Genomic DNA, 15,389 nt, shown 5'->3' with positions numbered 1-15,389 from the left:
GAGCCGTGGTGTAGTGGCCCAACATGCCTGCCTGTCACGCAGGAGACCGCGGGTTCGAATCCCGTCGGCTCCGCCATTTATTTTCAAAGTAAGGCTCGGTAGCTCAGTCGGTAGAGCAGAGGACTGAAAATCCTCGTGTCGGCGGTTCGATTCCGTCCCGAGCCACCATATTTACTTAAGGCATATAGCCAGGTAAGCATCGTGGAGGGCTAGTGAAGTGGCTAAACACGGCAGACTGTAAATCTGCTCTCTCTGAGTTCGGTGGTTCGAATCCATCGCCCTCCACCATTCCCTTTAACAGCAAGAGCCATTAGCTCAGTTGGTAGAGCACCTGACTTTTAATCAGGGTGTCGTAGGTTCGAGTCCTACATGGCTCACCATTACGACACTTAAAGTACCTGTAGGTCAATGACCTGCAGGTTTTTTGTTGTTTTAAAGGCGGAGTATTTCATTCGGCTGCGGGCAAACTGAATTCAAACACACAATGGTTGGTTTCAGGGGGTTGTATCGCAAGATGAACTATGGTTTGTCCGCGTTGTTATGCTTCGGTATCGTTGCCGTACTTGTGCCGCTCCTTCGTAAATTCGCCATCCGTTATGGCTTTGTCGATCGCCCGACTGCCCGAAAAATTCATAAGACTCCCGTGCCGTTGATGGGCGGGGCTGCTTTGTATGTCGGGATTGCAGTGACCCTATTCCTCTTCCAAGGCGTAACTCCGCTGAGTTTGACGATTGGAATCGGAGGTTTCGTTTTGGTTTGCATCGGCTTGCTGGACGATGCGGCCAAAGCAAGCGGGTCGGAGTTCCCGGTCTGGCCGCGGGTTATTATTTATCTGGCGGTCGCGGCTTTGCCGCTATTGTTCGGGATTCGGATCGAAGGACTTTCCAGCCCGCACGGAATGATTTTTTTTCCTTACTGGTTAGGCGTTGTCGGTTCGATCGTGTGGGTGTTCGCGTTGATCAACATGATTAATTTTATTGACGGCGTGGACGGATTGGCCTCGGGAGTAGCGACATTGTCATCGTTGACGCTTTTTGTAGCTGCGTTGTTTAAGCAGCAATATTCGACTGCGCTGCTTGCAGTGATTTTGGTTGCTGCCTGCGTGGCTTTCTTATGCTATAACTTTTACCCTGCGCGTATCTTCATGGGGGATGCCGGGGCGACGTTTCTCGGTTACTCCTTGGCCGTTACGGCGGTGGACGGCGCATTCAAAAGCGCTACGCTCGTCACGGTCGCGGTACCCTTGCTGGCGCTTGGCGTGCCGATACTCGACACGGCCGTGGTTATGCTTCGCAGGCTATTGTCCGGCAAAGGGCTGCACAGGGCGGACAAGCTTCATACCCATCACGTTCTAATGCGCTGGGGATTAACGCAGATCCAAACGGTATCCTTCATTTATTTGGTGGCGGCGTTGTTTTCCTTGCTGTCGCTTGTCGTGTTGCTGGCCCTTAGCTGAAATAACCGGTCGTATATGGTATACTGTGCAGTAAAAAGCGCACATTCGCGCCGATGGATAGGGGCAAGCCCATGAGTGATGCAAAATGGATTACGCAATTGCAAGCTGTTCTGGATTGCCCGGTCCGAGAGCATCAGCTCCCGATTCATGACTGGCGATTACTGAGCAGCGAACAAGCTCGGCAACCGAATGAACGGTTGCAAAAACCGAAAACGAATGCGGTTACAATAGGAGATTATGTAAGCGGTCCCGAAGGAGCAACTTGGTTTGCCCTTGAACAGCATGCGGATCATGTCCACGTGCTCGAGATCAATCGGCAGCAGCGGTTAAGCGAGATGGAAATTCGCCTGATTGGATGGGCGGTCAATCAGATGCTCGCCGAGAGCAGCAAGAATTACGAAGGCTTTTCGGAATCGGAACGCTACGCCAGCGAGCTGGGGACCTGGATCGACGAGCAGCTCGACGCCAGCGAACCGAAGCTCCTGCTACCGGATCGTCTGATATCGAGGGGAAGATTGTTCTCGTCCATGATTCCATTTCTCCTCGTATGCGAGCAGGCCGAGTCTGGCCGAGCCAGCTTCGGAGAACTCGAAAAGCTGCTTCGCACGTTCCTAGCAGAGGACGTGCTGATTATTCCGCTGAAGGAGCAGGAATGGCTGATTCTTGGGCCTGCGTCGCTCATTCACGATGCGCAGTCCGGCGAGCGGGACGAGGAAGAAGAGGAGTCTTTAGAGGAAAGCTTGGCGTCGATCGCGTTCGGTTTGCACGAAATGCTGGCAAGCGAATGGATGGGGGATTGTCATCTGGCAATATCTCACCCGATCTCGCCAGCCAATTCCATTATCGGAACGACGGCTCTTCTCAGGGAAACCGTTCATCTCGGACGAGCGTTCCATATCGGGGCCAATATTCATTTGCCTTGGCTGCTTCATTTGGAGCGATTGCTCAATACGATCCCCGAAGCGCATCGCATCAAATTCGTGGAGCAAGCTTTGAAGCGGACGGATGCCTTTCTGGATCCGGAAATCCTGACGACGCTGGAGACGTTCTTCGCTTTGGACTGCAACGTCAGCGAAACGGCAAAGAAGCTTTATATTCACCGGAATACGCTGCTTTACCGGTTGGACAAACTAAAGCAGGAGACGGAGCTGGACGTGCGGCAGTTCCGCGATGCCGTACTCGTCAAAATTATTTTGCTATTGTATAAAGTGACGAAAAGGGCGTAGTTTTTTTGTAAAGTATGTGCATAGTCATATGGACAGCACTGATATAAACTAAGTGTAATGAACGACAATAATCGTTAGGGGGAAATACAAATGGCTGGTGTACGCTTAGAACACGTTTACAAAAAATATGCGGGTACTGATCTCGCTTCGGTTAAAGACTTCAACCTCGACATTAAAGACAAGGAGTTCTTGGTTCTTGTCGGTCCTTCCGGTTGCGGTAAATCGACGACGCTTCGTATGATTGCCGGTCTTGAAGAAATTTCCGAAGGTAAACTGTTCATCGGCGAACGTCTTGTTAATGACGTAGCCCCTAAAGATCGTGACATCGCGATGGTATTCCAATCTTACGCCCTGTACCCTCACATGAACGTTTACCAAAACATGGCGTTCGGCCTGAAACTTCGTAAATTCAAAAAAGCGGAAATCGACAAACGCGTTCGTGAAGCCGCTAAAATTCTCGATATCGAGCACTTGCTCGACCGTAAACCTAAAGCATTGTCCGGCGGTCAACGTCAACGTGTCGCCCTCGGCCGTGCAATCGTCCGTGAACCGCAAGTCTTCTTGATGGATGAGCCTCTTTCCAACTTGGATGCCAAACTTCGCGGTCAAATGCGCGCGGAGATCTCCAAACTGGCTAAACGTCTGGAAACGACCGTTATCTACGTAACGCATGACCAGATCGAAGCCATGACAATGGGCGATCGTATCGTCGTTATGAAAGACGGTATCATTCAACAAGCAGCTTCCCCTGAAGAGCTGTACAACCACCCGGTTAATATCTTCGTGGCAGGCTTCATCGGAGCTCCTTCCATGAACTTCATTACGGGTTCGCTTGCAGAAGCCGGCGGCGCTGTTCGCTTCAAAGCGAATAACATCGATGTTCTTGTTCCGGACGGCAAAGCGCAACAACTTCGCGAAAAAGGCTTGATCGGCAAAGAAATCATTCTTGGCATCCGTCCTGAAGACCTGCACGAAGAGCCGGTATTCCACGAGGCTTCCCCGCAAACGATCGTGAACGCTCACGTCGAAGTTGCCGAGAACCTTGGTCACGAAATGTTCCTCTACCTGAACGGTCTGGGCAAAGATTCCGTTATCGCTCGTGTTGACGGACGCTCCGGCGTTAAGGAAGGCGTTAACGTGAAACTCGCTTTGGATATGAACAAGGTTCATATCTTCGACAAAGAAAGCGAACTGAACGTATTCGAAGTATAAAATAAGGCACTCCCCTTGTCGAACAGCCGTCCGATCCGATCGGACGGCTGTTTTTGTGCGATTATACGCTCCTATACGATACATAACCGGTTTCTGACGAGCCAGGACGTTGATTTCAGTTCTTATTTCCTATAGGATGAATACATCTGGATTTTTAGGAATGACCACTATACGCGTAGCCGGCTGCGATTTTGAGGAGGCCAAACATGGGCAAGAAAGTGAAAGTTTCGGATCTTGTAAGCCAGTTCCAACTCGAGATCCTAGGTGGCGAAGACGGCCTGAAACGCAGCATTACCCTGGATGACTTGTCGCGTCCGGGACTCGAAATGGCAGGTTACTTCGACTATTACCCGAGGGAACGGGTGCAGATTCTCGGGAAGACGGAAATTACGTTCATGGACACCCTCTCCAAGCAAGAGCGGATCGACCGGATTGAGCGGCTGTTTGACGATGAAACCCCTTGCTTTATCATTACGCGCGGCCTGGATGCGCCTCCGGAGCTGTTGGAACAATCGAACGTTCGGCAAATTCCGGTATTGCGCAGCAACGCCGCAACCACGATCTTCTTGAGCCGCATAACCAACTTCTTGGAGCGCAAGCTTGCGCCTTCCGCGACGATTCACGGCGTTCTCGTGGATGTTTACGGGGTGGGCATGCTCATTACGGGCGGCAGCGGCATCGGTAAAAGCGAAACGGCGCTCGAGCTCGTCAAACGGAGCCATCGCCTCGTAGCGGATGACGCGGTCGAGATTCGCCAAACCTCCGACAATCAGCTTCACGGTACGGCGCCTGAGCTGATCCGGCATTTGCTTGAAATCCGCGGCCTGGGCATTATCAACGTCATGACCTTATTCGGAGCCGGCGCGGTGCGGAACAACAAACGCATCAGCGTTGTCATCAAGCTGGAGAACTGGCAGGCCGACAAGCAATATGACCGGCTCGGCTTGGACGAGGAGACGACGCGCATCATCGATACCGACGTGCCGATCGTGACGGTACCGGTTCGACCCGGCCGAAATTTGGCTGTCATCATCGAAGTGGCGGCGATGAATTTCAGGCTGAAACGGATGGGGTATAACGCGGCGCTGCAGTTTACGAACAAACTGACGGAAACGATCGCGGAAGACTCGGACGATTTCGACTGATCGGCGGGGTTCAGCGCGACCATGGATGACCATTACGGATAATTGAGAAGGAGCCATTGACGCATGTTTGGATTACGATTAGATCCGATTGCTTTCTCGCTGGGTTCGATCAGCGTGCACTGGTACGGCATCATTCTGGGAACCGCGGCGCTCGTCGGTTTGCTGCTGGCGGTGCAAGAGGGCAAGCGCTTCGGGCTGTCGCCGGACTTTTTTATGGATTTATTGCTGTTCGGGGTGCCGTCCGCGATCATCGGCGCGCGCATTTATTTCGTCGCCTTCCAATGGGATGAGTACAAGAACAACCTGATGGACGTCTTTAAAATATGGAACGGCGGGATCGCGATCTACGGCGCGTTGATCGGGGCCTTTGCCTGCGGCATTATATATTTCCGTAACAAAGGGTACAGCTTCTGGCGGATTGCCGACATCTGCGCGCCATCCCTGATTGCGGGCCAAATGATCGGACGTTGGGGGAACTTCGTGAACCAGGAGGCGTACGGCGGCGAAGTTAAAGAAAGCTTCCTGCGCAATACGCTTCATCTCCCGGATTGGATTGTCAATCAGATGAATGTCGCGGGCGTGTTTCATCACCCGACATTCCTATATGAATCGCTTTGGAATTTGGTTGGCCTTGTGATCCTGCTCGTGATTCGCCGGCGTCCTTTCCTGCGTGCGGGAGAACAGCTTTTCTTCTATTTTATTTGGTATTCCCTGGGCCGCTTCTACGTGGAAGGCCTTCGTACGGACAGCCTCGCTTTCCATGGCGCGGATTGGGCGGCTTCGCTTATGAACGGGCTATGGTCCCCGATGAAAGCGATATTCGGCGAACAAGGCTATCTGGATCCGTCTTACGGGAATATTCGAATCTCGCAGCTGTTGGCATTGCTGCTCGTGATCGCGTCAGTCGCGATGATTATCATTCGGCGCCGTACGGGCGCGGCTTCGGAGCATTATAACGATCCGATCATTAATTTTAAAACCGGACTCCCCGCGGGCGCGGAGAACAAGAAGAACTCGGATGAGCCGAACCCGAAACCGCCGATCGAACATAACGGCGGCAACGCGGCGAACGGATCCGGCGATACGTCGATAAAGGAGTAATCTGCAGGCAATGGCGACGGAGATCAAAGCGATTTTGTTCGATTTGGACGGTACGATCATGGATACGAACGAACTGATTATTCAGTCCTTTCTGTACGCGCTGAATGGAATCGTGCCGCATGATTTCAATCGGGAGCATATCATCCCGAGCATGGGACTTCCCCTGTCGATGCAGCTGCAGCAGTTCTCGGGGCGCGAGCAGGTCGAAGACCTCGTAGCGGCATACCGCGAAGTCAACTTACGGCTGCATGACGAATACGTACAGGCTTTCCCGCATGTGAAAGAAGTCTTGGCGAGGCTGCATGAAGCCGGGATCAAAATCGGAATCGTGACGACCAAGATTCGCTTGACGACCGAACGGGGACTGCGCTTTGTCGGACTATACGATTACGTGGAACCGGGCGCGATCGTTACGATCGAAGACGTGACCCGTCCGAAGCCGGATCCGGAGCCGATACGGCTTGCGCTGCAAGCGATCGGCACCGCTCCCGGAGAGACGATGATGGTCGGCGACAGCGTCGTGGATATCCAATCGGCCGAGGCGGCCGGCGTCGTCTCCGTTGGCGTGGCGTGGTCCCTTAAAGGCGAGCAGGTCTTGAAGGAGAGCGGCGCGCGCCATATCATTCAGGATATGCGCGATTTATATGCTTTTGTCGGATTGGAGTAAACGCCGTTGAGAAACGTGGAGCGTTATCCCGTCGAAGGGCCGAACGCGCTCTGGCAGGTGTATCGTACCGTCAGCCGCTGGAAGGCCGTACGGAACTTTGCATTCATACAGGCGGCGCGTTACTGTCCGTCCTTGCCGGTCAAAAATTGGATCTATCGGCGTGTGCTCGGCATGCGCGTAGGGCGCTATACGGCGTTCGCGCTGATGGTCATGGTCGACGTCTTTTTTCCGGAGAAAATCTCTATAGGAGACAACTCGATCATCGGCTACAATACGACGATCTTGACGCATGAATATTTAATCGGCGAATACCGGCTCGGCGCCGTGCGAATCGGTTCCAATGTCATGATCGGGGCCAATACGACGATCCTGCCCGGCGTTACGATCGGCGACGGAGCGGTCGTGGCCGCGGGGTCGATGGTGCATAAAGACGTTCCGCCCGGTGCCTTCGTCGGCGGCAACCCCATTCAAGAAATTCGGAAGGCTTAGGGAACGCGGCTGCGTGCCGGTCAAGCGTCCCCCGTGATCCAATCATCGAATTCAGTTGCCCGCAAGAAAACCGGGAAGCGACGCTTCCCGGTTTTTGCTGGGAAAAGTGCGTTTTCGGTAAAGCGAGGCAACATATCGCGCTTAGGAAGCTCCGGTGTAGCGCATGCGAGGACTAACAAGGGCACGGATTGTTTGGCAGACGAGACCTTTGCTGGCCGCTGGCGAGAAGCCCGCGCGCGGCGGAATCGACCCGCAAAGCAGCGACGATGCCGCATGAAGCGTTATTGACGGAACACTTGGAGCATGGTATCATTACGACTAAACTCTTTATTTTGGCAGTATGGTAATATGGTAACGCGTTAATATACTAAAGTCATGTGGGTGAACTTAAATGTCCAAACCGAAGGTGTTCGAGAAACCGATTGGGGTTAAGGATTATTTGCCGCATGCGGTGGCAAAGCTGCGACAGATCGAAAATCAAGTGCTTGCATGCATGCATTCCTGGGGCTACGAGCAGATCATGACCCCTACGATGGAATATTACGATACGGTTGGCGTGGCAAGCTCGACGTCCGACCAGAAACTCTTCAAGCTATTGAACAACCGGGGCACGACGCTCGTGCTTCGATCCGATATGACGGCGCCGATCGCGCGCGTCGTCTCCTCCGTGCTCAAAGACGTGCAGTTCCCGATTCGCTTGTCTTATCACTCCAACGTATTCCGCGCGATCGAGGAAGAGGCGGGCCGCGAAGCGGAGTTCTTCCAGACTGGCGTGGAGCTTGTCGGGGATGCATCGCCGGAAGCCGATGCGGAAGTGGTCGCGCTGGCGATCGCCTCGCTGAAAGCGGCAGGCGTGAAACGGTTCAAGATTGCCATCGGCCATGTCGGCTTCCTGAACGGCCTGTTCGAGGAGACGCTTCCCGGTCAAAGGGCCGCGCAGGAGGAACTGAAAGCGTACCTGCTCGGCCGCGACTACGTCGGCTATCGGGAATGCTTGCGCTCGCTCGCGATATCCGAAGAGATGCGAAGCGAGCTGGAAGGCATTATCCGCCTTCGCGGCGGACGGGAAATTTGCAATCAGGCCATGGCGCTTAGCTTGGACGATATCGCTCAGGCATCCGTCCGTCATTTATGCGAGATGTGGGACGTCCTGGAGGCGTACGGCGTATGCGAGCACGTGCTGATCGATTTGACGATGATCGGCGACTTCAAGTATTACACGGGCATGACGTTCGAAGCCTATGCCGCGGATCTGGGATTCCCGGTGGCGAGCGGCGGCCGTTACGATAATTTGCTCAAGCAGTTCGGACGTCCGGCTCCGGCTACGGGCTTCGCGCTGAAGACGACGCGAATCCTCGAGCTGATCGGAGACGACGATTGCGAGTCGAACGAGGAGCGCGTGCTGATCGGTTACGATGCCGAAGGCCGGGCGGCCGCGCTGGATAAGGCGCGCGAGCTTCGGGAAGCGGCGGGAACGTCCGCGTTGATCGTGACGGAGCGCATGGACGCCGTCTCGCAGCAAGCCGTACGCGACTCCGCGGCATCCGCTGCAAGCGGAATGGTCATTTACAAAGGCGTCGCGTTTACGAAGCTGCTGTCATACTTCGGCGGCGAACGGGAAAGGGAGTAGGGCTGAATATGACGATGAACGAACCGCGGGCTTCCTCCGGCCGGGAGCTGTTGAAGGTAGCCATGCCGAAGGGCCGCATCTATAAGGTGGCCTCGAACTTGTTCAGGGAAGCGGGGGTTCCGATCCCGAGCGATTTCGACGATACGCGGAAACTGATCATCGAGCTTCCCGAAGCGGGCATGTCATTTATAATGGCGAAGCCCGTAGACGTGCCGACTTACGTCGAATACGGCGTGGCCGACATCGGCATCGTGGGCAAAGACGTGCTGATGGAGGAAAACAAGGACGTCTACGAGCTGCTGGATCTCGGGATCGCGAAGTGCCGCATGTCCGTTATCGGGCTGCCGGATTGGAAGCCGGTCATTCATCCCCGCGTCGCGACGAAATATCCGAGCGTAGCCTCGCAGTACTTCCGCGAGCAGGGACAACAGGTCGAGGTGATCAAGCTGAACGGCTCCATCGAGCTGGCGCCCCTGATCGGACTGGCGGACCGGATCGTCGATATGGTGGAGACGGGGCAGACGCTCCGCGAGAACGGCCTGGTGGAGATGGAGACGATCTTCGGCATCACGAGCCGGCTGATCGCGAACCGCGTCAGCTACCGCATGAAGAACGAGGCGATTCAGAACCTGTGTGATAAGCTGCAGCATGTGATCGCGGCGAAACCGGTCGTTTAGCATTTATGAAGAATATCATCGGTCGCTTAGGCAACGGCCGGACGGAGCAGTGACGGAACCGCTTGCGCATGGATGGATTGGATTCGCTACGGCGGTTCCCGAGGATTGCACACGAATAAAACGCGGAAGGAGCGAAGCGGCATGCGAAAGCTGCGGGCGGAACAATTTGGTTTAACGCGCAAGGTGGAATACGGTTCGCCTGAACAAAACGAAACGGTCGCGCGCATCGTCGAGGCGATCCGCACGGAAGGCGACGCGGCGCTGCTGCGCTATACGGAAGAACTGGACCGTGTCCGGCTGGATACCGGGACGCTGCGCGTCACGAACGACGAGATTCAAGCGGCGTACGATCGCGTCGACGCGGATTTCTTGACGGCGATCCGTCAGGCCGCCTTGAATATCCGGGCATTTCACGAAAAGCAGCTGCGGCAGTCCTGGGTGGACGTGCAGCCGGACGGCACGATGCTGGGTCAGCTCCTGCGCCCGTTGAAGCGCGTCGGCGTTTACGTGCCGGGCGGAAAGGCGGCTTATCCCTCCTCCGTACTAATGAACGTCATTCCGGCGCAAGTTGCGGGCGTGCCCGAAATCGTGATGGTGACGCCGCCCGCAACCGGAGGCAAGACGGGCATCGACCCGTATATTCTGGTCGCGGCCGCGGAAGCGGGCGTCAAGGAAATGTACCGGATCGGCGGCGCGCAAGCCGTAGCCGCGCTGGCGTACGGCACGGCAACGATCCCGCCGGTCGATAAAATCTGCGGGCCAGGCAACATCTACGTCGCGCTTGCCAAGCGCGCGGTGTTCGGGGTCGTGGCGATCGACAGCATTGCCGGCCCGAGCGAAATCGTCGTGCTGGCGGACGAGACGGCGGATCCCGCTTATGTCGCCGCAGACCTCCTATCGCAAGCGGAGCATGACGAGATGGCCTCTGCCATCCTTGTGACGACTTCGGAGGCGCTGGGCGATGCCGTAGCCGTGGAAATCGAGCAGCAGCTGTCGACGCTGCCGAGGGAGGGCACGGCCCGCCAGTCTATCGACGGTTACGGCGCCATTCTGTTGGCCGATTCGATGGCGGAGGCGATTGCCGCGGTCAACCGCATGGCGCCCGAGCATTTGGAGATCATGACGGCCGACCCGATGACGCTGCTGGGCCGAATCGAGAACGCGGGCGCGATCTTCGTCGGACCGTACAGCTCGGAACCGGTCGGCGATTATTTCGCCGGTCCGAACCATATTCTGCCGACCAACGGAACGGCGCGCTTCTCCTCGCCGGTGAACGTGGACGATTTCATGAAGAAGTCGAGCCTCATCCACTACAGCAAGGACGCGCTGCTGGCGAACGGCGATCAGATCATCACGCTTGCCCGGCATGAGGGCTTGGAGGCGCATGCGCGCGCTATCGAGATCCGCTTGGAGCGGGAGCGATAGTCCCGGCAATGCGTTGACCGGACCGTCGGAGGAAGCAGCCTGCAATGCTTGCGGGCGAGACGGCTCCTGCACGAATAGACATGATGCGAAAGAAGGATGTTTACTATGGCGGATAACGTGATTCGCGCGGCCGACGTGGCGCGCAAAACGAACGAAACGGACATAACGCTCGCATTTGGCCTCGACGGCACCGGTATTACCAAGATCGAGACGGACGTGCCCTTCCTGAACCATATGCTCGACCTGTTCACAAAGCACGGCCAATTCGATCTGACCGTCGAAGCGCGCGGCGACGTGGATATCGACGATCACCATACGGTCGAGGACATCGGCATATGCCTTGGGCAGACGATCCGCGAAGCGCTCGGCGACAAGCGCGGCATCAAGCGTTACGCTTCAGTGTTCGTGCCGATGGACGAGGCGCTGGCGCAGGTCGTTATCGACCTGAGCAACCGGCCGCATTTCGAATACCGGGCGCAGTACCCGTCCCAGCAGGTCGGCAGCTTCTCCACGGAGCTCGTGCATGAATTCCTCTGGAAGCTGGCGCTCGAAGCGCGCATGACGCTGCATGTCATCGTGCATTACGGTCACAACACGCATCACATGATCGAAGCGGTGTTTAAGGCCCTCGGCCGGGCGCTTGACGAAGCGACCGGCATCGACCCGCGCGTGCAAGGAGTGCCTTCGACGAAGGGAGTGCTGTAGATGATCGCGATCATCGATTACGGCATGGGCAATCTGCACAGCGTCAGCAAGGCGGTAGAGCGGCTCGGCTACGAACCGGTCGTCACGGCCGATGCGCAGGAGATCATGGAAGCGGACGGCGCGATTTTGCCGGGCGTCGGCGCATTCGGCGATGCGATGCAGAATTTGCGGAACACCGGTCTGGACGAAGTGACGCGGTATTACGCGTCGTCCGGGAAGCCGCTGCTCGGCATTTGCCTCGGCATGCAGCTGTTATTCAGCGAGAGCGAGGAGTACGGTCCGCATAAAGGCTTGAATCTGCTGCCGGGGACGGTCATTAGGTTCAAGGGCGACTTCAAAGTGCCGCACATGGGCTGGAATAAGCTGGATTTCCGCCAGGAGAACGCGCTTTTCGAGGGGCTCGAGCCCGGGCATGTGTACTTCGTGCATTCTTTTCACGCGAAGCCGGGGCGGGAGAGCGATCTGCTCGCGACGACGGACTATAACGGGCAGGTAACGGCGATCGTCGGCAGCGGCAACGTGTACGGCATGCAGTTCCACCCGGAGAAGAGCAGCGACCTCGGCATGAGCCTGCTCCGCAATTTCCTGGCCCTGACGGGCGTGCGCGAAACCGTGCGCTAGCCGCTTGCGGCCAAGCGCGGAGGCCGAAGCCGATTAGAGCTTGCAGGCCGATAGAAGCATTGCTTCCGAAGCAGCATTGATTAATCTTTTAGGAGGGAGCGTCCACAATGTTAGCCAAACGGATTATCCCTTGTCTGGACGTGAAGGACGGACGCGTCGTCAAAGGCGTTAATTTCGTGAACCTGCGCGATGCCGGCGATCCCGTCGAACTGGCGGCGATTTACGATAAGGAAGGCGCGGACGAACTGATCTTTCTCGATATTTCCGCGTCGGTCGAAGGAAGGGCCACGATGGTGGAGGTCGTCAAACGCACGGCCGGCGAAATCACGATCCCGTTCACGGTCGGCGGCGGCATCTCGCATGTCGACGACATGAAACGGCTGCTGCGGGCCGGGGCCGACAAGATCGGCATCAACACGGCGGCCGTGAAGAACCCGTCGCTCGTCAGCGACGGAGCGAAGAAATTCGGTTCCCAGTGCATCGTGGTCGCGATCGACGCGAAGTTCAATCCGGCTTGGGGCGAGTGGGAAGTGTACACGCACGGCGGACGCTCGGCGACCGGCATCAAGGCGCTGGCCTGGGCGAAGGAAGCGGAACAGTTGGGCGCCGGGGAAATCCTGTTGACCAGCATGGATGCGGACGGCACGAAGGACGGCTTCGACTTGAAGCTGACGCGCGCGGTGTCGGATTCGCTGGGCATCCCGGTCATCGCTTCCGGCGGCGCGGGCAGAGTGGAGCATTTTCATGACGTATTCCTGCAGGGGCATGCTGACGCTGGCCTTGCGGCGACGATTTTTCACTATAAAGAAATGACGATCCGCGACGTGAAGGACGACTTGCGGCAGAAAGGGGTCGAGATTCGATGAGCACCGGAAAAACGATTGCGGCGGTTGCCGAGGAGATCAAGTGGAACGAGGCGGGCTTGGTCCCGGCCATCGTGCAGGATGCCAAGAGCAAAGAAGTGTTGATGCTGGCCTACATGAACCGGGAATCGCTGACGCTGTCCGCGGAAACGGGTGTGACCTGGTTCTGGAGCCGTTCGCGCGGCGAGCTCTGGAACAAAGGCGCGACGAGCGGGCATACGCAGCGCATCGTCGCGATGCATTACGACTGCGACGGCGATACGCTGCTCGTGCGGGTCGAGCAAACCGGTCCGGCCTGCCATACGGGCACGTACAGCTGCTTTACGGGCGAAGTGCAGGGCATTAAGGACACGGAATCCGGCGCAAGCTCCTTCCAGCAATCCAGTGACCGGTTCGCGATGCTGAACCAGCTGGAGGCGACGATCGCGCAGCGTTACGTCGAACGTCCCGAAGGCGCCTACACGACGTATCTGTTCGAGAAGGGCGTCGACAAGATTCTGAAGAAAGTCGGCGAAGAGACCGCCGAGGTCATCATCGCGGCCAAGAACAAAGACAACGACGAGCTTCGCTGCGAGACGAGCGACCTGATCTTTCATCTGATGGTGCTGCTGCGCGAGCGCGGCCTGTCGCTGGACGAGGTCATGGCCGAGCTCGGACACCGCCACAACAAAACAAAGCCGTCCTCTTAGTTCGTCCGGAGCGACCGCAGCCTTGGCCGAGCCGCCGGAACAGCGCGCTCGGTTCTGCCGCGTTCCGGCGTCCCTGTTCGCGGATGCGCCCGACAACGGGAACAAACCGCGCCAGATGCCGCAAAGGGACGGGATCGGCAAGTTGAAGGCGGTTAGGGCCGGGTAATCCCACAAGATCGTTTTTTGAATTCTCGATGATTCCATGTATAATGAAAGTTGTCGAAACAATGCGGTGTTTTAAGATGCCGAAGTCAATCGTTCCGTTGTGCTTCCCTGTCAGCATGAAGGGACAGAAGGTTATTAATTTAGTGGTCTAATCGCTCAGGAGGGTATTATGTTGTTTAGCGACAAGCTGCGTATTTTCTCGGGTTCCTCGAATCCCAAATTGGCTGAACGAATCAGCGAAGAGCTCGGGCTGCCGCTCGGCAGAATCAAGGTTTCCCGGTTTAAGAGCGGCGAAATTTATGTTCACTACGAAGAAACGATCCGTAACTGCGACGTGTTCCTGGTTCAGTCGTTCTCGCATCCCATCAACGATCATTTCGTCGAACTGCTCGTCATGATCGATGCGGCAAAGCGTGCTTCCGCCCGTACCGTAAACATTATCGTTCCTTACTACGGTTATGCGCGCCAAGAGCGCAAAGCGGCTCCGCGTGAACCCATTTCCGCCAAGATGCTCGCTGACGTGCTGACGACCGTCGGAGCGACGCGCGTCATCACGATCGATCTCCATGCGCCGGCCATTCAAGGATTCTTCAATATTCCGGTGGATCACCTGACAGGCCTCGACCTGATCAGCGACTACCTGAAATCGAAGAACATCAAAAACCCAGTCGTCGTCTCCCCGGATGCCGGTCGTGCTTCGACGGCGGAGAAGCTGGCGAACTATCTGGACGCGCCGTTCGCGATCATGATCAAGAAACGTCAGGCTCACAACGAGTCCAACATCACCCACGTTATCGGCGATGTCGAGGGAGGCACGCCGATCATTATCGAGGACATGATCGATACGGGCGGCACGATCGTCAACGTCGTGGAAGGCCTCAAGGAACGCGGCTCCGATGACGTCTACGTGTGCGCAACGCATCCGCTCTTCTCGGGCCCTGCCCTGCAGCGATTGGACCATCCCAATATTAAAGAAGTCATCGTCACCGATACGATCGCGCTTCCGGACAACCGTTCCGATCGTTTCACGGTACTGTCGGTCGCCCCGATCCTGGCGGAAACGACGCGAATCATTATCGAAGGCGGCTCCATCAGCACGCTCTTCAAAAACGCGGGCATTTAGCATCGGAGATGCCGGTTTTGTTCGTCCCATAGGGCCGCGATTAGCGGCCAACCACCTGAATCGCGGGCGCCTGCCCGCGATTTGCCACATATTCTTGCGTGTAAGGATAGGCCGCGCTATGGTATAATCGTAGAAACTTTGCATGAGGGCTGGTCGTACTAACGCGCATAATACGTTATGCGCGTATATGTACTG

General features: G+C 56.4%; 15 protein-coding genes and 3 tRNA genes. All 18 read left to right on the top strand.

The features are described from left to right. The first annotated feature begins 92 nt into the window (after nucleotides 1-92). Nucleotides 93-168 (top strand) — tRNA-Phe (locus tag GT019_RS31175). 35 nt (nucleotides 169-203) lie between these two features. After that, a tRNA-Tyr gene (locus GT019_RS31170) sits at nucleotides 204-288 on the top strand. 16 nt (nucleotides 289-304) lie between these two features. Beyond that, nucleotides 305-380 (top strand) — tRNA-Lys (locus tag GT019_RS31165). Nucleotides 381-514: 134 nt separating this feature from the next. Then, the gene (locus tag GT019_RS31160; RefSeq protein WP_161747341.1) at nucleotides 515-1,456 is read left to right on the top strand and encodes an MraY family glycosyltransferase; all 942 of its coding nucleotides are present in this window, start codon (nucleotides 515-517) and stop codon (nucleotides 1,454-1,456) included. A 299-nt stretch (nucleotides 1,457-1,755) separates the two neighbouring features. After that, entirely contained in the window at nucleotides 1,756-2,682 is a 927-nt protein-coding gene (locus GT019_RS31155; protein WP_328804094.1) for a PucR family transcriptional regulator, read from the top strand. A gap of 90 nt (nucleotides 2,683-2,772) precedes the next feature. Continuing rightward, nucleotides 2,773-3,894 (top strand): ABC transporter ATP-binding protein, encoded by a 1,122-nt coding sequence (locus GT019_RS31150; protein ID WP_161747339.1) that lies wholly within the window; start codon nucleotides 2,773-2,775, stop codon nucleotides 3,892-3,894. A 206-nt stretch (nucleotides 3,895-4,100) separates the two neighbouring features. Continuing rightward, a complete protein-coding gene (gene hprK, locus GT019_RS31145; RefSeq protein ID WP_161747338.1) occupies nucleotides 4,101-5,039 on the top strand; it encodes an HPr(Ser) kinase/phosphatase in 939 nt (312 codons plus the stop codon). Between the two features lie 63 nt (nucleotides 5,040-5,102). Then, nucleotides 5,103-6,140 (top strand): prolipoprotein diacylglyceryl transferase, encoded by a 1,038-nt coding sequence (gene lgt, locus GT019_RS31140; RefSeq protein ID WP_161747337.1) that lies wholly within the window; start codon nucleotides 5,103-5,105, stop codon nucleotides 6,138-6,140. A gap of 10 nt (nucleotides 6,141-6,150) precedes the next feature. Continuing rightward, nucleotides 6,151-6,807 (top strand): pyrophosphatase PpaX, encoded by a 657-nt coding sequence (gene ppaX / locus GT019_RS31135; protein ID WP_161747336.1) that lies wholly within the window; start codon nucleotides 6,151-6,153, stop codon nucleotides 6,805-6,807. A gap of 6 nt (nucleotides 6,808-6,813) precedes the next feature. Continuing rightward, entirely contained in the window at nucleotides 6,814-7,296 is a 483-nt protein-coding gene (locus GT019_RS31130; RefSeq protein ID WP_161747335.1) for an acyltransferase, read from the top strand. Nucleotides 7,297-7,687: 391 nt separating this feature from the next. Next, nucleotides 7,688-8,926 carry an ATP phosphoribosyltransferase regulatory subunit gene (locus GT019_RS31125; protein WP_161747334.1) on the top strand — a complete coding sequence of 413 codons (1,239 nt, stop codon included), beginning with the start codon at nucleotides 7,688-7,690 and terminating at the stop codon, nucleotides 8,924-8,926. 8 nt (nucleotides 8,927-8,934) lie between these two features. Next, nucleotides 8,935-9,603 (top strand): ATP phosphoribosyltransferase, encoded by a 669-nt coding sequence (gene hisG, locus GT019_RS31120; RefSeq protein WP_235949622.1) that lies wholly within the window; start codon nucleotides 8,935-8,937, stop codon nucleotides 9,601-9,603. A gap of 141 nt (nucleotides 9,604-9,744) precedes the next feature. After that, the gene (gene hisD / locus GT019_RS31115) at nucleotides 9,745-11,028 is read left to right on the top strand and encodes a histidinol dehydrogenase (protein WP_161747333.1); all 1,284 of its coding nucleotides are present in this window, start codon (nucleotides 9,745-9,747) and stop codon (nucleotides 11,026-11,028) included. A gap of 105 nt (nucleotides 11,029-11,133) precedes the next feature. Further along, nucleotides 11,134-11,733: an imidazoleglycerol-phosphate dehydratase HisB gene (hisB, locus tag GT019_RS31110; protein WP_161747332.1), complete on the top strand. Its 600-nt coding sequence runs from the start codon at nucleotides 11,134-11,136 to the stop codon at nucleotides 11,731-11,733. Next, complete coding sequence (hisH, locus tag GT019_RS31105; protein ID WP_161747331.1) at nucleotides 11,734-12,354, top strand: imidazole glycerol phosphate synthase subunit HisH; 621 nt, start codon at nucleotides 11,734-11,736, stop codon at nucleotides 12,352-12,354. Nucleotides 12,355-12,461: 107 nt separating this feature from the next. Beyond that, nucleotides 12,462-13,220, top strand: coding sequence for an imidazole glycerol phosphate synthase subunit HisF (gene hisF / locus GT019_RS31100; protein ID WP_161747330.1), 759 nt, complete (start codon nucleotides 12,462-12,464; stop codon nucleotides 13,218-13,220). Further along, nucleotides 13,217-13,906: a bifunctional phosphoribosyl-AMP cyclohydrolase/phosphoribosyl-ATP diphosphatase HisIE gene (hisIE, locus tag GT019_RS31095; protein ID WP_161747329.1), complete on the top strand. Its 690-nt coding sequence runs from the start codon at nucleotides 13,217-13,219 to the stop codon at nucleotides 13,904-13,906. Before hisF ends, hisIE begins: the two co-directional genes overlap by 4 nt. 337 nt (nucleotides 13,907-14,243) lie before the next feature. Then, nucleotides 14,244-15,194: a ribose-phosphate diphosphokinase gene (locus GT019_RS31090; RefSeq protein WP_161747344.1), complete on the top strand. Its 951-nt coding sequence runs from the start codon at nucleotides 14,244-14,246 to the stop codon at nucleotides 15,192-15,194. Nucleotides 15,195-15,389: the final 195 nt, after the last annotated feature.

The organism is Paenibacillus glycinis, assembly GCF_009909185.1.
Classification (GTDB): Bacteria; Bacillota; Bacilli; order Paenibacillales; family Paenibacillaceae; genus Paenibacillus_Z; species Paenibacillus_Z glycinis.
This window is presented reverse-complemented; position numbering and strand designations above follow the sequence as displayed.

Coding starts and splice junctions, on each gene's coding strand:
- GT019_RS31160 (WP_161747341.1), top strand. CDS start 515: ATGAACTATGGTTTGTCCGCGTTGTTATGCTTCGGTATCGTTGCCGTA.
- GT019_RS31125 (WP_161747334.1), top strand. CDS start 7,688: ATGTCCAAACCGAAGGTGTTCGAGAAACCGATTGGGGTTAAGGATTAT.
- hisF (WP_161747330.1), top strand. CDS start 12,462: ATGTTAGCCAAACGGATTATCCCTTGTCTGGACGTGAAGGACGGACGC.
- hisG (WP_235949622.1), top strand. CDS start 8,935: ATGACGATGAACGAACCGCGGGCTTCCTCCGGCCGGGAGCTGTTGAAG.
- lgt (WP_161747337.1), top strand. CDS start 5,103: ATGTTTGGATTACGATTAGATCCGATTGCTTTCTCGCTGGGTTCGATC.
- hisH (WP_161747331.1), top strand. CDS start 11,734: ATGATCGCGATCATCGATTACGGCATGGGCAATCTGCACAGCGTCAGC.
- hprK (WP_161747338.1), top strand. CDS start 4,101: ATGGGCAAGAAAGTGAAAGTTTCGGATCTTGTAAGCCAGTTCCAACTC.
- hisIE (WP_161747329.1), top strand. CDS start 13,217: ATGAGCACCGGAAAAACGATTGCGGCGGTTGCCGAGGAGATCAAGTGG.
- hisB (WP_161747332.1), top strand. CDS start 11,134: ATGGCGGATAACGTGATTCGCGCGGCCGACGTGGCGCGCAAAACGAAC.
- ppaX (WP_161747336.1), top strand. CDS start 6,151: ATGGCGACGGAGATCAAAGCGATTTTGTTCGATTTGGACGGTACGATC.
- hisD (WP_161747333.1), top strand. CDS start 9,745: ATGCGAAAGCTGCGGGCGGAACAATTTGGTTTAACGCGCAAGGTGGAA.
- GT019_RS31150 (WP_161747339.1), top strand. CDS start 2,773: ATGGCTGGTGTACGCTTAGAACACGTTTACAAAAAATATGCGGGTACT.